This is a genomic window from Mycobacterium sp. MAA66 (assembly GCF_041261665.1).
Lineage (GTDB): Bacteria > Actinomycetota > Actinomycetes > Mycobacteriales > Mycobacteriaceae > Mycobacterium.
The window spans coordinates 220,886-239,924 of record NZ_JBGCCC010000002.1 but is presented as its reverse complement, the minus strand read 5'-3'; the positions used below and the strand labels follow the sequence as shown (position 1 = coordinate 239,924).

Below are 19,039 nucleotides of genomic sequence, written 5' to 3'. Positions count from 1 at the left end.
CGGCGGGCACCGGGTGTTGGCCATCTGGTGCATGGACTGGCCGGCGGTGGCGGCGGCGCTGGCCGCCGGGCTGTCGATGACGACCCCGGTGGCGGTCACCCTGGCCAATCGGGTGGCGGCCTGTTCGGCGCAGGCCCGGGCGGCCGGGGTTCGGAGAGGGCTGCGGCGCAGGGAGGCGCAGGCCGGCTGTCCGCAACTGCACATCGCCGCTGCAGACCCGGCGCGCGATGCTCGGTACTTCGAGGGTGTGTTGGCGGCAGTCGATGAGGTGGTGCCGCGCGCGGAGGTGCTGCGTCCGGGCTTGTTGGTGCTTCCGGTGCGCGGCGCGGCGCGGTATTTCGGGTCCGAGCAGTCCGCGGCCGAACGGCTGGTCGATGCGGTGGGAGCGGCCGGGGTCGAGTGTCAGGTGGGTATCGCCGATCAGTTGCCCACCGCGGTGTTCGCGGCCCGGGCGGGGCGGATCGTTGCTGCCGGTGGGGACGCGCAGTTTCTTTCCGGGTTGTCGATCAGGCAGTTGGCCACTGAGCCGAGCCTATCCGGACCTGGCCGCAATGAACTGGCAGACCTGTTGTGGCGCATGGGTATTCGAACCATCGGTCAGTTCGCCGGGCTGTCCCGCGGTGATGTGGCATCGCGGTTCGGCGCTGACGCGGTGATCGCGCACCGATTCGCCTGTGGAGAGGACTCCCGGCGTCCGTCGGGGCCGGAGCCACCGGCCGACCTCGATGCGGTACTGGACTGTGACCCGCCGATCGATCGGGTTGATGCTGCGGCGTTCGCCGGGCGGTCGTTGGCAGGTCGGCTGCACGGCAGCCTGGAATCTGCGGGAATCGGTTGCACCAGGTTGGCGATACATGCGGTTACCACCAATGGCGAAGAACTGCAGCGGGTTTGGCGTTGTGCTGAGCCATTGACCGAGGACGCCACGGCGGATCGGGTGCGGTGGCAGCTCGATGGCTGGTTGACGCACCGGCGGGTAGGAGCGCAGCGAGCGGGGGATGTGCACCGGCGGGCAGGAGGTGGCGGCCCTACTGGGCCGATCACCAGGTTGTGGCTGCATCCGGTCGAGGTGGTTTCGGCATCGGCGCTGCAGTTGCCGCTGTGGGGGTCATCGGGTGACGAGGACCGGATGCGGGCCCGGCGTGCACTGGTGCGGGTCCAGGGGCTGCTGGGTCCGGAGGCGGTACAGGTGCCGGTGCTCAGCGGCGGGCGTGGGCCGGCCGAGCGCATCACGCTGACGACATTGGGGGATGAGCCGGTGCCGTCGGCTGACCCAACGCAGCCCTGGCCGGGCCGGCTGCCGGATCCGGCCCCGGCGGTATTGCTGGATGATCCAGTGGAACTCGTTGATGTGCAAGGAAATTCGATTCGGGTGACGGAAAGGGGGATGTTTTCGGCGGATCCGGTCCGACTGAACGGTTCGGGGTATCGGGGAACGCTGAGTTGGTGGGCGGGCCCGTGGTCGGTTGACGAGCGATGGTGGGATCCGGGCCGGGCCAAAGGGCGGACTGCCCGGGTGCAGGTACTGCTGGAGGCCGACGGTGCCGATCGGGTGGGGCGGGCGCTGTTGCTGTGTTATCGACAGCGGCGGTGGTACCTGGAGGGCGTTTACGAGTAGTTCAGGTGATGGCCGCGAAATATTAATTGTGCACAATTAAATTGTGAGCTATGGTTGTCGCATGGGAGCGCTCAGTCTCGACCGTCAGCTCTGCTTCGCCCTGTACTCGGCGTCGCGGGCGATGACGGCGGCCTACCGGCCGATCCTGACCGAGCTCAACCTGACCTACCCGCAATACCTGGTGCTGTTGGTGCTGTGGGAGGACGAAAGTGTGACCGTCGGCCGGCTCGGGGAGCGTCTGCAACTCGACTCGGGAACCCTCTCGCCGTTACTGAAGCGATTGGAGGTCAACGGATTGGTTCGCCGGGAGCGGTTGCCGGAGGACGAGCGTCAGGTCGCGGTACGTCTCACCGCAGCCGGACGCAAGCTTGAAGCCAAGGCTCAATGCATCCCCGAGAAGCTGGCCGGCCTGGCTGGGATAACCGAACAACAAGCCGCGGACCTGCGTGATGCGGTCCGTCAACTCACCACCGCGCTCAGCGCATCGTGACGTAAAGGAGCCTGTCCATGAAAACTCTCTACACCGCAGAAGCGTTGGCCACCGGTGAAGGTCGCGACGGTCATGGTCGTACCTCCGATGGCCGCCTCGATCTGGATCTGGCGATCCCGAAGGAGATGGGCGGCAGCGGCAACGGCACCAACCCCGAGCAGTTGTTCGCCATCGGTTACGCCGCCTGCTACCACTCCGCACTGCGCCTGGTGGGGCGTCAGGACAAGGCCGACGTCACCGATTCGTCTGTGGGATCGCGGGTTTCGCTCGGCGCACTCGACAACGGCGGGTTCGGTCTCGCGGTCGAGCTGGAGATCACACTGCCCAACCTGGATCACGACGCGGCCGTGGCGCTGGCTGAGAAGGCCCACCAGGTCTGCCCCTACTCGAACGCCACCCGCGGCAACATCGAGGTGAAGATCACCGTCACCGACGACTGAGGATGTCGCCCTCGAATGGCCACTTGGTGACACGCATTCCGCGAATTTCTGTGTCACAAGTGGCCATTCGGCATCTAGAGATCGGAGGCGTACGCGCCCACTCGGGCGATGAACCGATCGAAGAACGCTGCCGGATCGACGTCGACCCCGACGCGGGCATTGGGATGCTTGCCCCAGTGCCCGCGCCAGTCGGCCACCGTCATACCGCGGGTCAGCCGCCCGACCAATTCCACGTCGACCGTCGTCGGCACGTACCGAACCAGGTCGGGATCCAGTGCCACCGCAGCGGCCAGTGGGTCGTGCAGGTGCGCCAGATAACCCTCGCCCTGGTCGAAGTGGAACTCGAAGTAGAACCGCATCGCATCTTCCAGCACCCGGATCAACGGGTTGGCTGCGCGGGACCGGGCGCCCCGATCATCGAGCACGCTCATTGCCGAGGTCGGAGAATCGGCCGCCTCGGCCAACCTCCCGAGGATCGACGGCGTCATCGCAATGTTCTCGGTCAGGTTCAATCCCAACACGATTGGCAGATGCGTCGGCGGCTCCAGGCCCCAGGCCGCGCCCCAGACCGAGAACACCTCGGCGGCTGCCTCCGGGTCGACGCTGATGTTCCATTCGGCCACCGGGGTGGTGTTCCCCTTGTAGTCGAACGCGCCACCCATGATCACCAGACGTCGCAACAGCCGGGGCAAGATGGGTTCGATCCGTAGGGCCAGTGCGAAATTGGTCAACGGCCCGGTGACCAGACCGATCAACTCGCCGGGATGGGCACGCGCGGCCCGCACCCAGGCCTCGGCCGCGTCGTAGTCGGTGAGTTCCGCGGAACCGGGCGGTAATTCGGCATAGCCCAGCCCCTGTGGGCCGTGTGTGTCCTCTGCGGTGCGCAACGGTGCGGTCAATGGGCCGTCGGCACCGCGCGAGACCGGAATCTCTTCGGCGCCACACAATGTCAACAGTCCCAGATTGTTCGCGCAGACCTGGGCGGTCGGGACGTTGCCCGCGGTCGACGCGATCCCGACCAGTTCGGCATCGGCACTGGCCAGCAGGTAGGCCAATGCCATCGCGTCGTCGACGCCGGTGTCGACATCCGCGAAGATCGGCTGTGCTTTCTGAACCCCCACCGCAGTCACGCCGCCAACCCTATGGCCCGACCTCTACCAGCGCACACCGGGATCGCTCGGGCCGGACCGATCAGATCGTGCCGTCGGGGAACGCGATGACGGAGACAAACCAGATCGGCAGATTGATCAGCCGGATCGGTCCGTGTACGCCCTCACCGTCGAACTGAAGAGAGTCGCCTGGCTCGAGGCGATACTCGGAACGGCCGTGGCTGTAGTCCATGACACCGTCCAACATGTAGATGAACTCCGTCCCGGGGTGTTGGAACAGCGGGTAGATCTCACTGTCTTCGGTGAGTGTGACCATCAGGCACTCGAGACGCTTGTGTTCGCCGCGCAGGCTGCCCAGCAGGTGGTACTCGTGGCCGACTTGCGTACCGTTGCGAACAATCGCCGTGCCCTTACCGGCTTTGACGAACGATGCCGGCCGTTCCGTGTCGGCGCCGCGGAGCAGCGAGGTGACCGGCACGTCAAATCCCTTGGCAAGCAGGGCGAGTGTCCCCAGCGAGCACGAGGTCTGAGCGTTCTCGATCTTGGAGAGCATGGCCTTGGAGATGCCGATGCGCAACGCCATCTCACCGACGGGGAGGCCCGAATTGTGGCGCAGCTGACGAACATTGCGTGCGATGGCCACTTCAAGTTCGAGTTCTTCGACCTGGTCCTCGGGGCGTCGATCACGCGCGGTGCCGGTGTTGCGAAGCAGCGTTTCGTCGTTCTCCATGAGGTGACGGTAGCGCATAAGTGTCCACTGGCAGTGAACGCGACGCTTGTGTGGTGTACGGGTTCAGGGGGTCGCCAGGAGTTCTTGCAGGCTGTCCGCGAGGGCGATGGCACCGGCATCCGCATCGGCGTCCTCGACGACCTCGGCGGGGGCGTGCGAGATGCCGGTTGGGTTGCGCACGAACAACATTGCAGTACTCACATGCTCTTTGAGCACTCCGGCATCGTGGCCGGCCCCAGTCCCCAGCACGGGTGCGTCATCGAGGACAGTGCTGAGCGAATCCCGCAGCAGTGGGTCGAAATCAACTGTTGCACTGAAGGATTCCTCGGTCATCGAGACTGCGCACCCCTCGCTCTGGCCCGCGGCGTTGGCTGCCTCGGCAATCTGGTGCACCAGCAGTTTCGTCACCGCGTCGTCGGGGTGCCGCACGTCCAGCCACACATCGACCCGGGAGGCAATGACATTGGTGCCGCCGGGCACCGGGACGATCCGCCCGACCGTGGCGCGTGCGTCACCGATCTTTCGGGCTTCGGCTTGGACGGCAAGGACCAGTCGCGCGGCGGCGACCATCGGATCGGCGCGGTCGCCCATCAACGTGGTGCCGGCGTGGTTGCCCTGGCCGGTGAAGGACAGCCGCCACCGTCCGTGTCCGAGGATCGACGAGGCGACGGCCACCGCCCGGTTCAGATCGACCAGGCCACGTCCCTGCTCGACATGCAGCTCGACGAACGTCCCGATTCGCGCCAGCGTCTGCGGGTCAGGGCCGAGATGGTTGGGATCGATGCCGGCGCTACGACTGGCCTCGGCGAACGTGGTCCCGTCGCCGTCGGTCAGCGCGCGTGCCCGGTCCGGATCGATCGCGCCGGTCAGCAACCGAGAACCCAAGCAGGCGACGCCGAAACGGGAACCTTCCTCTTCGGGGAAGACCGCAATGGCGCGGCTCCCGCGGACACCTCTGGCGGTGAGCAGATCGAAGGCGACCAATGCGGACGCGACGCCAAGAGGGCCGTCGTAGGCGCCGCCGCCCGGTACCGAATCGAGGTGGCTGCCGGTGACCACCGCCCCGTCGCCGACGCCGCCGGACCAGGCCCAGATGATGCCGTTACGGTCGGTCTCGACGTCGAAGCCGCGCTTGGCCGCGTGCCCCAGAAACCACGAACGCAAATCGAGTTCGGCAGTGGAGTACACCGGCCGGGTGTAGCCGCCGCGCTGGCTGTCGGCGCCGATCGCACCAATCTCGGCAAGCAGCGATGTGACGGTATCGGACATGAGATTCCTTCGGGGGCAGGCAGATCGGAGAAGTTCGCAGGCGCCGGTCAGCGCATCTCGCCCGCTCCGGCATAGGGGTGCAGACTGTTCAACGGATTGCCTTCGGCGAACCGTTCCAGGCGGAAGTCTGTTGCCGGGATGTCCGGGTCGGTGCTGTCGCCCTCGAAGACCAAGTCCGCTACCAGGTCACCGACTGCCGGGCTGATCTTGAAACCGTGGCCGGCGAATCCGGCAGCCAGGATCAGACCATCGAACCCGCGGACGGGTGCGATGACCGGATTCCAGTCCGGCGGAACGTCATACACGCCCGCGTAGGTGTGGGTCACCGCCGGCTCGGGGAAGCCGGGGAACCGGTGCATCACCTTCTCGCCGTACGCCAGGACGGATGCCTCGGCAGCGACGTTCGAGTAGTTGTCGGGGTCGACGAACTTCTTCTGGAAGTCCGCGTGGTCGCTGTTGCCGACCAGGAATTGGCCGGACCCTTCGACGCGGCAGTACTGCAGGCTGATCAAATCGGAGATCACCGGCAGGTCCGGTAGCGGTTCACCGGCGTCGACGATGAGAAGTTCGGAGCGGTAGGCTTCGACCGGAAAACTGATTCCTATGTCGGCCAACAACTTTGCCGACCACCAGCCGTTTGCCACGATCACCAGATCGGCGTCGACCACGTCACCGTTCTCGAGCATCACGCCGGTGACCTTGTCGCCCACGGTGAGTACACGTGCCACCGGGGTGTTCTGCCGGATCTTGGCGCCGCCCGCGCGGGCCACCTGGCCGAAGTGCAGCGCCAGCTGGGTGGCGTCGGCGAAACCGCCGCGCGGCTCGTAGGCGGCCAGGGCGACGTCCGAGGTCTCCAACATCGGCCACAGCGCCTGCAGCTTCTCGGTGTCGATCAGGTCGACCTCGATGCCCAAAGACTGGTGCATGGCGGTATTGGCAGTGAGCGCGTCGACATTGTCGTCACCGACCAGCACCGTGTATCCGACTTGGCGGAAACCGACCTGCGATCCGAGTTGCTCGAAAACCGGCGTACTGCGCCAGGCCATCGCCGCGATGGACGGCACGCCGTAGTGGGCGCGCACAATGCCCGACGATTTACCGGTTCCGCCGCTGGCCAGCTGATGTCGTTCCAGGACAACAACATCAGAGAGGCCGCGGTCGGTCAGTGCGTGGGCGATCGACAACCCGATCAGGCCACCACCGACGATCACTGCTTTTGTGGTCATCAGAACGCGGCCCCGCCACCTTGGCCCGGAATCCAGGAAGTGCCTGCCAGTGGTACCCGGGCCATGGCGGCGGCTTCGATGGACACCGCGACCATGTCTTCGGGTTCCAGGTGGGTCACGTGCGCTTTTCCGCAGGCACGGGCGATGGTCTGTGCCTCCATGGTCAGTACCCGGAGATAGTTGGCGAGCCGCCGGCCGCCGTCGACCGGGTCCAGTGCCTGTTGCAGTGCTGGATCTTGGGTGGTGATCCCGGCCGGATCACGGCCGTCCTGGAAGTCATCGAAAAAGCCTGCTGCTGAACCGAGTTCGCCGTATGCCGCATCGTACTTGGGGTGGTTGTCGCCCAATGCGATCAGTGCGGCGGTGCCGATGGCCACCGCGTCGGCGCCCAGTGCCAGCGCCTTGGCGACGTCCGCGCCGGTGCGGATACCGCCGGACACGATGAGCTGCACCCCATCGGACTTGCGGTGGACGCCGAGTTCTTGAAGTGCTTGCACGGCTTGCGGTATGGCAGCGAGGGTCGGGATGCCCACGTGCTCGATGAAGACTTCCTGGGTGGCGGCAGTGCCGCCCTGCATTCCGTCCACCACTACCACGTCAGCACCGGCGTGGACCGCAAGCTTCACGTCGTAGTAGGTGCGGGAGGCGCCGATCTTGACGTAGATCGGTTTCTCCCAGTCAGTGATTTCCCGGAGCTCGTTGATCTTGATGGTGAGGTCATCGGGCCCGGTCCAATCGGGGTGCCGGGAAGCTGATCTCTGGTCGATGCCTTCTGGCAGATCGCGCATCCCTGCGACCCGCTCGGAAACCTTCTGTCCCAGCAGCATTCCTCCGCCACCCGGTTTGGCTCCCTGGCCGAGCACGATCTCGATGGCGTCGGCCCGGCGCAGGTCGTCGGGATTCATCCCGTATCGGTTCGGAAGATACTGATAGACAAGATATTTGGAGTGACCACGCTCTTCCGGGGTCATGCCGCCGTCACCGGTGGTGGTCGAGGTTCCCACTTCCGAGGAGCCGCGCCCCAAGGCCTCCTTGGCCGCGCCGGACAAGGCACCGAATGACATTCCCGCAATGGTGACGGGGATGTCGAGATGCAGGGGATATTTGGCGTTCCGGGCACCCAAAATTACATCGGTACCGCATTTTTCGCGGTATCCCTCCAACGGGTATCGCGACATCGACGCGCCGAGGAAGAGCAGATCGTCGAAGTGGGGGAGTGCACGTTTGGCGCCCCAGCCCCGGATGTCGTAGATACCGGTTTCGGCGGCCCGATGGATGGCGGCGATGGTCGCCCGGTCGAAGGTCGCGGACTCGCGTAGGCCGAGGCGCGCGCGATCGTCGGCGGAGAAAGTCATGGGCTGGTCCCGATCAATAGGAGTTGTGGGCTTGGAAGTGGTAGAGGCTGCGTGCCGAGCCGTACCGCCGGTAGGTGGTCGGGTCGTCGTCATAGCCTGCAGCCTTGAGCAGGCCGGCGAGTTCTTCGACATGTTCGGCTCGCATCGGCTTCTCGATGCAGTCCGCGCCAAGCGATTTCACCGCCCCGCGGACGTACAGTCGCGCTTCGTAGATCGAATCACCCAGCGCGTCGCCGGCGTCGCCGCGGACCACGATGCGACCGCGCTGGGCCATGAACGCGCTCATGTGACCGACCGAACCGCCCACCACGATGTCGAGGCCCTTCAGCGAGATGCCACAGCGCGCGGCCGCGTTGCCGTCGATGACGAGCAGGCCGCCGCGTCCGGTGGCGCCGGCGGACTGCGACGCGTCACCGGTGACGTGCACGACGCCGCTCATCATGTTCTCGGCCACGCCCTGTCCGGCATTGCCATTGATGGTGATCTCCGCCTTTTGGTTCATCCCACCGGCGTAGTAGCCGACGTGACCGTTGACGGTTATCTCGACCGGTGCGTCGATGCCGACTGCGACGTTGTGCGCGCCGTGTGGATTGACGATCACGTACTGGCCGTCGATTCCTTCGGTGTGCAAGGCGGCGTTGACCTCCCGCAGCGGGGTGATGGACAGGTCGAAAGTCGTTGCGAGGTCGCTCATGCCGGCACCACTTCGCGGTTCCAGGCGTAGACGACCTCCGGCTCCGGCTCCCAGATGCGGGCGCCGTCGATCCCCGGGAGGTGCGCAAGGGCTCGGAACTCCGATGCCATGGCGACCCAGTCGTCCGTTTCGGCAATGACTGCGGGCTTGCACGCGATGGCATCACGCACCACGGCGAAGCTGTCGCGGTTGGACACCAGCAGTGTGTAGAAGCCGTCGAAGGTCTTCGTCAGGTCGGTCAGGGCCGTCGCGATGTCAGCGCCGCCGGCGAGTTCATGAGCCACGAACCGGGCGCCGACCTCGGTGTCGTTCTCGGAGTCGAATTCGATTCCGGCTGCGCGCAGGTCACGCCGGATGCCCGCGTGGTTGGCGAACGAACCGTTGTGCACCAGACACTGATCCGGCCCCACGGCGTACGGGTGGGCCCCGCTGGGTGTCACCGCCGACTCGGTGGCCATCCGGGTGTGGCCGACGCCCTGCCAGCCCTGCGCGTTGGCAAGCCCCCAATTGTGGGCCAGCGCCGTGGGTGTGCCAACGCCTTTGAGCACCGCCACGTCGTTGCCGAAGCCGCCGATCAGCACATGCGGATACGCGTCTTTGGCGGCCGCGAGCAGTACTTGGGGCTCGACGTCCGCGGACACCAGGTAAGTGACGTCGAGGGCGATGACGCTGACTTCGGTGCCCAGGTGGTTGCTCAGCACATCGGCCACTCGGTCCGGTGTCGCGTCGACTTCGATCAGCGAGACGGTGCTGTGGTCGGCCGGCGACCAGATCGGATCGCCGTAGACGGCGATACCGGCCGAGTCGGCGCCGCGGGCTTCCATCGCAGCCAGCATGCCGCTGAGCAGTTCACCGAGCCGCGGGTAGAGCTCGGGGCTGCGCAGGTGCAACCCGACGATTCCGCACATGTTCGTTGGTTCCTTTCAGTTTTTCACTGCCGCCGTTCCGCAGTTCGGTGGCACGGGATGAATGCTCGCCGGTCAGCGGGCTAGAAAGCCGTCAGATAACGGTCGTGCTCCCAGGCGCCGACCGCGGAGTGCCAGTCCCAGAATTCGACCTTCTTCAGCTGGGCGAAATATGCTGCGACACTGGGGATGTCCGATTCCGGCGGGACCGCGGCGTCGAGGGCGCCGATCACCACGTCATCGGTTTCCAGTTGCTCGATCGCGTGTAACAAGGTCGCGGGAAGTCGTTCCTGGGTAGGTCCGCCGCCGACGCTGCCCGGGTCGGCTGATCGTTTGATGCCGTCGAGTCCCGCGGCCAGCGTGACAGCCACTGCAAGGTAAGGATTGGCCGAGCCGTCGCCGCCGCGTAGTTCGATGCGGTTGTTGTCGGGGACGCGGATGTAGTGGGTGCGGTCGTTGCCGCCGTAGGTCGGGAAACGCGGCGCCCACGAGGCACCCGACGCTGTCGAGAGCGCGCCGGTGCGCTTGTAGGAGTTCACCGTTGGTGCGATCACGGCCTGGATCGCCGAGGCGTGTTCGAGGATTCCGGCGATGAATGAGTACGCCGTTGCGGACAGGGCCAGCGGTCGTTGGTCCTCGGTGGGGTCGGCAGGGAACACCGGGGTGCCCCCGCTGGTCAGCGAGATATGCATGTGCAGGCCCGAACCGGTCTTGTCGGCGAAGGGTTTTGGCATGAATGTGGCGATCATGCCGCGCTGGTCGGCCATCACGTTCAGTAGATAGCGCAATGTGATCACTCGGTCGCAGGTGGTCAGCGCCTCGGCGTACTTGAAGTTCTGCTCGAACTGGCCCGTACCGTCCTCGTGGTCGTTGGCGTAGTTGCCCCAGCCGAGTTGGTTGATGGCGCTGCTGATCGATGTCAGGTGGTCGTACATCCGGGTGACGCTGCGGGCGTCGTAGCACGGCTGCCGCGCGGTGTCGGCGTCGTCCGCGGGTACCAGGGTGCCGTCGGCCGCGCGCTTGACCAGGAAGTATTCGACCTCGGCTCCGACCCATGGTTCGAAACCCGCGTCGGCGGCACGCGCGATCAGGGACTTGAGGATGTTGCGCGGTGCAAACGGCCACGGTTTCCCGTTGACGTGCGGGTCGCAGTGCACGATGGCCAGCCCGTCCTTGATGAAGGGAACGGGCGTGAAGGAGGCCGGATCGGGAATCGCGATCAGGTCGGGATCTTTGGGTTCTTGCCCTATGGCACCTACCGCATAGCCGGCAAAACCGACGCCCTCGGTGGCCAGTTCATCGACCGCCTCGACCGGCACGAGCTTGGCGCATGGCTTGCCGTTGAGATCGACGAACAGCGCGAGGATGAACTTCGTCCCCGACTCTTTGGCCAGATCGGCCAGCTCATTGGAAGTGGACATTCCGACCCCTGACTACTGGAATGAATCGATGTTTCATTTAAGTAGACTGCCTGTATTCGATTGCCGCAAGCGGGACCTGCGTAACTTCCGCGTTAAGAATTTGCATCCCTTGGCCGGCCCAGGCGTGTCGCCGTAGTGACGCGCGTGCGCGGCACTGTGGGTCAACTCGTCAACATGCTCGAAATATGCAGTAGGACAACGAATATCGCACACCGGCGATGTCCACGACGAAAGCCGCCCCGTTCGGGACGGCTTTCGGTCTGGCCGGTGATGCGACGCGGTCCGGGTATCAGGGACGCGGGACGTACATGATGAGGCCGACGCCGGCCAGGCAGACCAGCGCACCGGTCAGGTCCCAGCGGTCCGGGCGGAAGCCGTCGAGAGCCATTCCCCACGCCAGCGAACCGGCGACGAAGATACCGCCGTAGGCGGCGAGGATCCTGCCGAAGTGTGCGTCCGGCTGCAGTGTGGCGACGAACCCGTACCCGGCCAGTGCTGCGATCCCGGAACCGATCCAGCCAAGTCCGCGGTGTTCCCGAACTCCTTGCCAGATCAACCAGGCCCCACCGATTTCGGCGATCGCCGCAAGAATGAACAGCCCGATGGACTTGGCGACAATCATGTTGTGGCAGTGGTCATTCCGGGGCTCTCGTCGGGCGATGTGCCGGGCGTGACGGCCACGGTGACCTCCGGTGCGAGCCGGCGTGCCAGCTGCTTGCTCAGGTCGCCTTCGACAAAACGCCGCAGTCTGCCGGCTGTGGTGCCTTCCAGTAGGACCTGGGTGGCGCCGCGCCGCCGGACGATCTTGACGATCGCCCGGTGGGCGTGCCGGGTGACGACGATCTGGCCGTCGACGTCCACCCCGGCCCGGCGCAGCCGGCGCACGGTCGCGGTGATCGCCTCGTCCGCGGCGGCACGCTCGCGTGCCGTCGGCATCAGTCCCGGATTGGGCATGCCGAGCGAATATCCGTGAATCTTGAGCGGCAGCACCACCGTGACGGTGCCACCGGTCGCCTTGGCAGCGGCGGCCAATTCGGGGGAGGCTGCGGTATCCGGACTCAAGACCAGGACCACATCACGTGGCGACTCCGGTGCCGGATCGCCACGGCGCCGGCTGAACTGCTTGACTGCGGCGGTCATGCCGACAGTCCGGGTTCGGCTCCGGCGGGCACCACGACGGTTACCGCGGCGGGCGCCTCGGTCATGCTGCGCCGATCGGAGAATCGTCGCCACAGGTGCAGCGGAACATAGGCCGCCAGGACGGCGACACCGATCAGGAACAGTTCGTGACTCGGTGTGCCGACCACAACCGACGGGCTGTTCCAGCCGCCGAAGACCCACAGCACCGCGCAGAAGATGCCGATGGCCAGCGCTACCCAGCGCATGTAACTGGGCAACCGGAATGGGCGCTCGACCGAGGTCCACGTCTGCCGATGTGCGAAGTAGGCGAAAAAGCCCATGCCGCAAGCAAACAAGTAGCCGATGTTGGAGATGATGTAGATCCGCAGTGGGCTGCCGAACAGCAGGATGATGATCGAGCACACTACGTTGAATGCCATTGCCCGGTCGGGTACCCCGTGCTTGTTCAGGTGGCCGAACCAGCGGGGCAGTACTCCGTCTTCTGCGGTCTGGTACAGCGAGCGCGCGCAGCCCATGATCGCGTTGAGTACCGACAACAGCAGAGCCACGATGAGCGGCAGGCCGATCGCCCACTGCACCCAGCCGCCCGAGGATCCGGTGATCTTGGTGATGAACGTGGAGAAGATGGTCAGCGGATCGGCGTTGTTCGCTACGCCCAGGACCAGTACCAACACCACCGCGGTCATCACGAAGATGAAGAAGCCATAGAGGCCCTCCACGGTCATCGCGATCTTGGCGTCACGCGCCGGGTCTCGGCATTCACCGAGGTAGCAGGCCGCCGCTTCCATGGCCAGAACCGACCACGTCATGACAAACATCCACGCCAGCACCAAGGTTGGGCTGCCGACAACTCCCGGGGCGAAGTGGAAGCCGGCCAAGTTGCTGACGGTGATCGAGCTGGGCTTGAAGAAGGGCAACAGGATCAGCAGGGTCAGCGGCGCCATGGAGATCACACCCATCACGGTTGCGAATCCGGCGCCGAGCTTGATCCCGAAGTACGCGGGTACGTACATCGCGGCGATGGCCACGATCGAGATGATCAGTACCGACAACGTGATCGGGCTACCGACAGTCCCGAAAGGCAGGAACGAGCGTCCTTGCGGGATCGAAAACAGCTGGGTGATGTAGGCCGACGCCAGGATCATGTTGATGGGTGCGACGGGAAACCAGCCCAGCCAGTAGGCCCATGCGGACAGACCGCCCAGATGGGTGGCGGTGCCGGAATGCATCGGTTCGAAAGCCTCGGTCGTATACGACGGGAGCCCGCCGGTTCGGTGCGGCATGACCGCGGCGAGTTCGGCGGCGAACAAGCAGAGAAGCACGCCCATTGCCGTTGCGATCGCGATCAGGGGCACCGCTGCCGCGCCGAGAGACTGGACGGCCGGCGGAGCTATACCGGTGACCAGAATTGGGCCGGCGAGGCCGATCACGAATGCACCCCACCAGTTGGTGCCCTTATGCAGCCCTGAATCGGGTTCTGCAGTTACCGACGTCATATCGCGATCCCTTCGTCCGGCTAAATACGGCAGGTGTCCTTCATCCACTGCTAGTGGACACCCGAGGTGTTTCGTCGGAATAAACGATGGGTAACCGTTGGAGACGGAAGGTTTGGTCTGGGTTCAATCGCAAAATGCGCAGCGTCGTACGTCAGGCGACGTCTCGGATAGGCGCGGGAGTGCGCGGCCCAGCGGGCAGCGCGCTGAATTCGATTCCTGTGCAGAATCTTTCAGGACTCGTCCATCGGTGACTGGCCGGGACGGGCCTCCGGCCCTGCGTTTACCAGTGCACGCCGGGGATCATCCGGACCACGTTCTTCACCGGCCGTGGGACCCGGATTGCCCGGGCCGCGAGCGGTCGCTTGGGACGACGCGGGGTGCGCTGACGCTCGGGTTCGGGCTCGGCCGGGGCAATCCCGCGGGCCGCTGCGGAATCCGGGTAGCCCAGATACAGCTGGTGCAACACTCGGCGGGACAACCTGGGGGTCAAGTAGTTTCCCATGTCGGCGAGAGTGCCCAAGGGGGTGTCGATTCGGGCCGGCTTGTCGACCAGCCCGCGCACCACCATGGCCGCGGCGTGCTCGGGAGTGATCGGTGGCGTCGGGTTGAGCCGTTTCGACGGGGCGATCATCGGGGTTTGGACCAACGGCATGTGGATATTGGTGAAAGTGATGTGATCGGAGAGGGTTTCGGTGCCGACCACCTCGGCGAACGCATCGAGTGCCGCCTTGCTCGGAATGTAGGCGCTGTATTTCGGGCTGTTGGCCTGCACCCCGGCGCTGGACACATTCACTACGTGTCCGAATTTGCGTTCCCGCCAATGCGGCAACAGCGCCAGCACCATCCGGACCGAGCCGAAGTAGTTGACCGCCATCACGCGTTCGTAGTCGTGGAACCGGTCGGTCGAGTTGCTCACCGAGCGGCGGATCGACCGACCGGCGTTGTTGACCAGGTAGTCGACGTGGCCGAACCGTCCCAGAATGTCCTTGACCGTGTGCTCGACGGAGGATCCGTCGGCGACATCACAGGTGAAAGCGTATGCCTCACCACCTAATTGGCGGATCTCGTCGACCAGTTCATCGAGCGCGTCGGCGCTGCGGGCCAAGGCGAACACTCGTCCGCCGCGTTCGGCCACCGCTATCGCCGACGCCCGACCGATGCCGCTGGAGGCTCCGGTGATGATCACGTTGCGACCGACCAGTGGGCCGCGGGGGTCGTCGCGGCGGGCGCGATCGGGATCGAGGTGCTCGGCCCAGTACTCCCACAGTTTCGGTGCGTAGGAAGAGAATTCGGGCAGGCTGATGCCCGAGCCCCGCAGCGCGGCGACAGTCCGGTCCGAGGTGAAGGTCGGAGCCAGGTCGACGACGTCGAGCACCTCGGCGGGGATACCCAACTGAGTGGCCGCCATGTTACGCAACACCTTGGCCCGGCCGGTGGCGCCCAGTACCGGTGCGGCGGCGGCCTTCGGCAGCGTGCCGCGCAGTGGCGGCAGCCCGGCCGCGCGGGCGACGCCACGATAAATGTCTTTCAGGCCAATAGCTTTCGGCGAGGTGAGATGAAACGCCTGGCCGTCCTGGCCGTCGGTGTGCATCAGGTGGACGATTGCGTCCACCACATAGTCCACCGGGACGATGTTGGTGCGGCCGGTGTCGGGCACCATCATCGGTGTGAACTTGGGCAGCACTGACAGCCGCGAGAGCATTCCGAAGAAGTAGTAGGGGCCATCGATCTTGTCCATCTCGCCGGTGCGGGAGTCGCCGACGACGACGGCGGGCCGGTACACCCGGTAGCGCAGCCCCGTGGTCGCACGTACCAGTTGCTCGGCCTCGAACTTGGTCTGGTGGTAGGGCGTCGGCAATTCCTGCGAGACGTCGAAATCGTCCTCGGTGAACTCCCCACGGAAGTTGCCGGCCACCGCGATCGAGGAGACGTGATGCAGCGTGGCGCCGGTCCGGCGGGACAATTCGATGACGGCCCGGGTGCCCTCGACATTGGCTGCCCGCTGACTCTCGGCATCGGCGGTCATGTCATAGATCGCGGCGCAGTGCACCAGGTGATCGACGGGGCCCAACTCGGCGAGGGCTTCGTCGGTCAGGCCGAGATCGGCCGACGTCAGTTCGCCGACCAGCGGTTTTGCTCGCGTTCCCCAGTCGGCCGCGAGTTGCTCGAAGCGGGACAGCGAGGCCCGGCGAACCAGAATCCATACTTCGGCGTCGTCGCGAGATTCCAGAATCCGGCTGACGACGCGGCGGCCAATAAACCCGGTACCGCCGGTAACGACATAGCGCATGAAAGTCATGGTGAACCTGCCGCGAACAAAGGTCAACAGCGCGTAGGGTCCGTCTACGTCACACCCACGTGATTACAGGGAGCAGCCGCATGCCGATCAACCCCAATGCCGTCGGAGCCAAGACCGCACCGCAGCCGTTCGAATGGACCGAGCGTGACACCTTGCTGTACGCGCTCGGAGTCGGTTGTGGCACCAACGATTTGGCGTTCACCACCGAGAACAGTCACGACATCGAGCAGCAGGTACTGCCCACCTACGCGGTGATCGCCTGTCCGGCGTGGGGCGCGGTCGGTGAGGTCGGCAGCTTCAACTTCGGCAGGCTGCTGCACGGCAGCCAGCAGATCAGGGTGCACGCCCCGCTCCCGCCGTCGGGTCGGTTGAACGTCACTTCGGAGGTCGTCGACATCCAGGACAAGGGGGAGGGTAAGAACGCCATCCTGACCTTCAAGGGCACCGGCACCGACGATGCCGGAAACGTCATCGCGGAGTCCTGGTCGACCGCGGTGATCCGCGGAGAGGGTGGATTCGGCGGGCAGCCCGGCGAGCGTGCCGCCGCGCCGCAGATCCCGGACCGCTCACCCGACGCGAAGGTGGCGTTGCCGACCACCGAGGACCAGCCGCTGGTCTATCGGCTCTCCGGTGACCGCAACCCGCTGCACAGCGACCCGTGGTTCGCGCAGAACCTGGCCGGTTTCCCGAAGCCGATCCTGCACGGACTGTGCACCTACGGCGTGGCCGGCCGGGTCTTGGTTTCCGAGCTCGGCCGCGGCGATGCGACGAAGATCAGGGCCGTCGGCGCACGGTTCACCTCGCCGGTGTTCCCCGGCGAGACGTTGACGACGTCGGTGTGGCGGACGGAGCCGGGGCATGCGGTGTTCCGTACCGAGGCAGCGGGTGTCGACGGCAGCAATGCCAGGCTCGTGCTGGAGGACGGCACGGCCGAGTACGTCGACTAGCGCCGCCCTGGTCGCAGCGGCCACCTGAGTCCGGGCCGCGAAAGCTCCGACCCGGCTAGCCGGTGACCGCGCGGTCCAGCGCCGCCAGCGACTCCTCGATGAACGTCTCCGGGAACGGTGGCATGCCACCGACCTGGTCGCGGAAAGCCTGTGGCGTTGCGGCCCAGTCGTAGGTCAGCGTCACGTCGGTCGCGGCTCCATTCGGGGCCAGGTCGTAGCGCCACCACCAACCGCCGGGGTTGTGCTCGCCGGTGTCGGTCAGGTTGCCGGTTGACCACGCGATGGTCTGGTCCGGCTCGAATGCGGTCACCAGGTTGTGCGTCACGTAGTCACCGCCGGCCTGGACCAGGAACATGTTCATGGCGAAAATCTGTCCGGCAGCGGTGATCGGTGTGCGGTCCACCGCGTCGCGTACCCAGTCGCCCGGTTCGGTCTCCTGGTGCCGCGTGGGGTCGGCCAGTATCGCGAATACGGCGGTCGGTGTGGCGGCGATGGTGCGGGTGACTGCGTAGCGTTCGTCGGTCATCGGGTCTCTCCGTACAGGCGTGCGATATCGGGCGAGCCTGCCCATTTCGAGTACGTCGGTGACTTGGGCCAGCCCTCGGGCGAATCTTGCCACTGCTCTTGGCGGCCGTACGGCAAAACGTCGATCAGCGAGAAGCTGTAGCCGAGCTGCTCGGTGCCGCGGCCGTTGGTGTGCCAGGTTCGGTACACCGTATCGCCGTGTCGCAGAAAGACATTGACCGCGAAGCCGTTCTCCGGCGGCGCATCGACGTCGGCTCCGAAGCTGCTCTCCGAGGCTGAGAACCAGTCCATCGTGTTGCCCACCTTCGCTTTGTAGGCAAGGGCTTCCTCGATCGGGCCGTTGGTGACGATGACGAACCGGGCGTCGTAATTGGCCAGGAAATCCAGTCGGGTGAACTGCGAGGTGTAGCCGGTGCAACCGGGGCACTGCCACTCGGCGCCGTCATTCCACATGTGGTTGTAGACGATCAACTGCGACCGGCCGTCGAAAATGTCGGCCAGGCGGACGGGCCCGTCGGCGCCGATCAGCGTGTAGTCGGGCAGTTGCACCATCGGCAGCCGGCGGCGCTGGGCGGCAATGGCATCGAGTTCGCGGGTCGCGGCCTTCTCGCGTCGGCGCAACTCGTCGAGGGCGGCGCGCCAGGTGTCGGGGTCGACGACGGGCGGTAGGGCGGTGGCGGTCTGCTGGGTCACTGTTCCTCCTCGTGGCACAGGGTGCGGCTCATGGTGAGTAGACCGCCGCCGGCAGCAGAATTCATCGCAACGGAGATTTGCCTCAGCTCAGGGACTGGCTCGCGATGCGGAAGCCTTCGAGGGCTGCCAAGGTATGGGGCGCCATGGCGGCGTCGGGGTCGCCGGCCTGCAGCCACTGGGCAAAACCCTCTTTGAACGCCAAGACACCGAGCTCGGCGGCGAGCTGTGCGACGGGTGCTGGTGCACCGCGGGCCAGGAGCGCGTCGGACATGGCGGCCGCGAGCCCGACGCTCTTGAGGGCGTCGCGCTCCTGCAGTTCGACATTGGCGGCGACGGCTGCCTTCAAACGGGGTCCGAGTTCATGGTTCATCGGGCCCATGTGGGCCGCTGCGCGCTCGAGTCCCGCAGCGACGGCTTCGAGCGGAGTCGCGCCCTCGGGAGCCTCGGCGATCCCCTCGGTCAGCAGCTGACCGAGGGTTTGTTGTCCGGCCACGAGGAGCTCGCGTTTGTCTGGAAAATGCCGGAAGAAGGTGCTTTTGGTGACTCCGGCGCGCTCGGCGATCTGTGCCACGGTCGTGGCGTCGTATCCCTGTTCGGTGAACAGGTCGACGGCAGCCAGGACGAGCCGCTCGCGTGCCCCGGGTTCCCATCGCGCCATCGGGCAATCGTAAGTGATGGCACC

19 protein-coding genes are annotated in these 19,039 nt (G+C 65.7%); 4 read left to right on the top strand and 15 right to left on the bottom strand.

Going from position 1 to position 19,039, the window contains the following annotated elements; all coding sequences use genetic code 11:
* The first annotated feature begins 31 nt into the window (after positions 1–31).
* The 3 genes from ABIA30_RS07615 (at position 32) to ABIA30_RS07605 (ending at position 2,548) form a co-directional block, all read left to right on the top strand.
* On the top strand, positions 32–1,618 hold the full coding sequence (locus ABIA30_RS07615; RefSeq protein WP_370065432.1) for a DNA polymerase Y family protein: 1,587 nt from the start codon (positions 32–34) through the stop codon (positions 1,616–1,618).
* A gap of 61 nt (positions 1,619–1,679) precedes the next feature.
* A complete protein-coding gene (locus tag ABIA30_RS07610; RefSeq protein ID WP_370063796.1) occupies positions 1,680–2,108 on the top strand; it encodes a MarR family winged helix-turn-helix transcriptional regulator in 429 nt (142 codons plus the stop codon).
* Positions 2,109–2,125: 17 nt separating this feature from the next.
* Positions 2,126–2,548, top strand: coding sequence for an organic hydroperoxide resistance protein (locus ABIA30_RS07605; RefSeq protein WP_370063794.1), 423 nt, complete (start codon positions 2,126–2,128; stop codon positions 2,546–2,548).
* 74 nt (positions 2,549–2,622) lie between these two features.
* Here the strand turns inward: ABIA30_RS07605 and ABIA30_RS07600 are convergent, their stop codons facing one another.
* The 12 genes from ABIA30_RS07600 to ABIA30_RS07545 form a co-directional block, all read right to left on the bottom strand.
* Entirely contained in the window at positions 2,623–3,678 is a 1,056-nt protein-coding gene (locus ABIA30_RS07600; protein WP_370063792.1) for a nucleoside hydrolase, read from the bottom strand.
* A 61-nt stretch (positions 3,679–3,739) separates the two neighbouring features.
* Entirely contained in the window at positions 3,740–4,387 is a 648-nt protein-coding gene (locus tag ABIA30_RS07595; protein ID WP_370063790.1) for a helix-turn-helix domain-containing protein, read from the bottom strand.
* A gap of 63 nt (positions 4,388–4,450) precedes the next feature.
* Entirely contained in the window at positions 4,451–5,656 is a 1,206-nt protein-coding gene (locus ABIA30_RS07590) for an allantoate amidohydrolase (protein ID WP_370063788.1), read from the bottom strand.
* Positions 5,657–5,703: 47 nt separating this feature from the next.
* Complete coding sequence (locus tag ABIA30_RS07585; RefSeq protein ID WP_370063786.1) at positions 5,704–6,882, bottom strand: NAD(P)/FAD-dependent oxidoreductase; 1,179 nt, start codon at positions 6,880–6,882, stop codon at positions 5,704–5,706.
* On the bottom strand, positions 6,882–8,237 hold the full coding sequence (locus ABIA30_RS07580; RefSeq protein WP_370063784.1) for an FMN-binding glutamate synthase family protein: 1,356 nt from the start codon (positions 8,235–8,237) through the stop codon (positions 6,882–6,884). Before ABIA30_RS07580 ends, ABIA30_RS07585 begins: the two co-directional genes overlap by 1 nt.
* A gap of 13 nt (positions 8,238–8,250) precedes the next feature.
* Positions 8,251–8,931 (bottom strand): protein glxC, encoded by a 681-nt coding sequence (locus ABIA30_RS07575; RefSeq protein ID WP_370063783.1) that lies wholly within the window; start codon positions 8,929–8,931, stop codon positions 8,251–8,253.
* Positions 8,928–9,839, bottom strand: coding sequence for a glutamine amidotransferase (locus ABIA30_RS07570; RefSeq protein WP_370063781.1), 912 nt, complete (start codon positions 9,837–9,839; stop codon positions 8,928–8,930). Before ABIA30_RS07570 ends, ABIA30_RS07575 begins: the two co-directional genes overlap by 4 nt.
* Positions 9,840–9,919: 80 nt before the next feature.
* Complete coding sequence (gene glnT / locus ABIA30_RS07565) at positions 9,920–11,257, bottom strand: type III glutamate--ammonia ligase (RefSeq protein WP_370063779.1); 1,338 nt, start codon at positions 11,255–11,257, stop codon at positions 9,920–9,922.
* A 289-nt stretch (positions 11,258–11,546) separates the two neighbouring features.
* Entirely contained in the window at positions 11,547–11,876 is a 330-nt protein-coding gene (locus ABIA30_RS07560) for a YnfA family protein (protein ID WP_370065430.1), read from the bottom strand.
* Positions 11,876–12,397 carry a universal stress protein gene (locus ABIA30_RS07555; protein WP_370063777.1) on the bottom strand — a complete coding sequence of 174 codons (522 nt, stop codon included), beginning with the start codon at positions 12,395–12,397 and terminating at the stop codon, positions 11,876–11,878. The genes ABIA30_RS07560 and ABIA30_RS07555 overlap by 1 nt, the downstream gene beginning before the upstream one ends.
* Positions 12,394–13,893 carry an APC family permease gene (locus tag ABIA30_RS07550; RefSeq protein ID WP_370063775.1) on the bottom strand — a complete coding sequence of 500 codons (1,500 nt, stop codon included), beginning with the start codon at positions 13,891–13,893 and terminating at the stop codon, positions 12,394–12,396. Before ABIA30_RS07550 ends, ABIA30_RS07555 begins: the two co-directional genes overlap by 4 nt.
* A gap of 280 nt (positions 13,894–14,173) precedes the next feature.
* On the bottom strand, positions 14,174–16,183 hold the full coding sequence (locus ABIA30_RS07545; protein ID WP_370063773.1) for an SDR family oxidoreductase: 2,010 nt from the start codon (positions 16,181–16,183) through the stop codon (positions 14,174–14,176).
* 89 nt (positions 16,184–16,272) lie between these two features.
* Between ABIA30_RS07545 and ABIA30_RS07540 the strand changes: the two genes are divergently transcribed.
* A complete protein-coding gene (locus ABIA30_RS07540) occupies positions 16,273–17,139 on the top strand; it encodes a MaoC/PaaZ C-terminal domain-containing protein (RefSeq protein WP_370063771.1) in 867 nt (288 codons plus the stop codon).
* Positions 17,140–17,194: 55 nt separating this feature from the next.
* Here the strand turns inward: ABIA30_RS07540 and ABIA30_RS07535 are convergent, their stop codons facing one another.
* The 3 genes from ABIA30_RS07535 to ABIA30_RS07525 all read right to left on the bottom strand — a co-directional run bounded on the left by ABIA30_RS07535 (position 17,195) and on the right by ABIA30_RS07525 (position 19,015).
* On the bottom strand, positions 17,195–17,665 hold the full coding sequence (locus ABIA30_RS07535) for an SRPBCC family protein (protein ID WP_370063769.1): 471 nt from the start codon (positions 17,663–17,665) through the stop codon (positions 17,195–17,197).
* Positions 17,662–18,357, bottom strand: coding sequence for a DUF899 domain-containing protein (locus ABIA30_RS07530; protein WP_370063767.1), 696 nt, complete (start codon positions 18,355–18,357; stop codon positions 17,662–17,664). The genes ABIA30_RS07535 and ABIA30_RS07530 overlap by 4 nt, the downstream gene beginning before the upstream one ends.
* A gap of 82 nt (positions 18,358–18,439) precedes the next feature.
* Positions 18,440–19,015 (bottom strand): TetR/AcrR family transcriptional regulator, encoded by a 576-nt coding sequence (locus ABIA30_RS07525; RefSeq protein WP_370063765.1) that lies wholly within the window; start codon positions 19,013–19,015, stop codon positions 18,440–18,442.
* Positions 19,016–19,039: the final 24 nt, after the last annotated feature.

Excerpts from the sequence above, each read along its gene's own strand:
- ABIA30_RS07580 (WP_370063784.1), bottom strand. The coding sequence starts at position 8,237 with ATGACTTTCTCCGCCGACGATCGCGCGCGCCTCGGCCTACGCGAGTCC.
- ABIA30_RS07535 (WP_370063769.1), bottom strand. The coding sequence starts at position 17,665 with ATGACCGACGAACGCTACGCAGTCACCCGCACCATCGCCGCCACACCG.
- ABIA30_RS07585 (WP_370063786.1), bottom strand. The coding sequence starts at position 6,882 with ATGACCACAAAAGCAGTGATCGTCGGTGGTGGCCTGATCGGGTTGTCG.
- ABIA30_RS07575 (WP_370063783.1), bottom strand. The coding sequence starts at position 8,931 with ATGAGCGACCTCGCAACGACTTTCGACCTGTCCATCACCCCGCTGCGG.
- glnT (WP_370063779.1), bottom strand. The coding sequence starts at position 11,257 with ATGTCCACTTCCAATGAGCTGGCCGATCTGGCCAAAGAGTCGGGGACG.
- ABIA30_RS07540 (WP_370063771.1), top strand. The coding sequence starts at position 16,273 with ATGCCGATCAACCCCAATGCCGTCGGAGCCAAGACCGCACCGCAGCCG.
- ABIA30_RS07610 (WP_370063796.1), top strand. The coding sequence starts at position 1,680 with ATGGGAGCGCTCAGTCTCGACCGTCAGCTCTGCTTCGCCCTGTACTCG.
- ABIA30_RS07525 (WP_370063765.1), bottom strand. The coding sequence starts at position 19,015 with ATGGCGCGATGGGAACCCGGGGCACGCGAGCGGCTCGTCCTGGCTGCC.
- ABIA30_RS07550 (WP_370063775.1), bottom strand. The coding sequence starts at position 13,893 with ATGACGTCGGTAACTGCAGAACCCGATTCAGGGCTGCATAAGGGCACC.
- ABIA30_RS07615 (WP_370065432.1), top strand. The coding sequence starts at position 32 with ATGGACTGGCCGGCGGTGGCGGCGGCGCTGGCCGCCGGGCTGTCGATG.
- ABIA30_RS07545 (WP_370063773.1), bottom strand. The coding sequence starts at position 16,183 with ATGCGCTATGTCGTTACCGGCGGTACCGGGTTTATTGGCCGCCGCGTC.
- ABIA30_RS07555 (WP_370063777.1), bottom strand. The coding sequence starts at position 12,397 with ATGACCGCCGCAGTCAAGCAGTTCAGCCGGCGCCGTGGCGATCCGGCA.
- ABIA30_RS07590 (WP_370063788.1), bottom strand. The coding sequence starts at position 5,656 with ATGTCCGATACCGTCACATCGCTGCTTGCCGAGATTGGTGCGATCGGC.
- ABIA30_RS07605 (WP_370063794.1), top strand. The coding sequence starts at position 2,126 with ATGAAAACTCTCTACACCGCAGAAGCGTTGGCCACCGGTGAAGGTCGC.
- ABIA30_RS07570 (WP_370063781.1), bottom strand. The coding sequence starts at position 9,839 with ATGTGCGGAATCGTCGGGTTGCACCTGCGCAGCCCCGAGCTCTACCCG.
- ABIA30_RS07595 (WP_370063790.1), bottom strand. The coding sequence starts at position 4,387 with ATGGAGAACGACGAAACGCTGCTTCGCAACACCGGCACCGCGCGTGAT.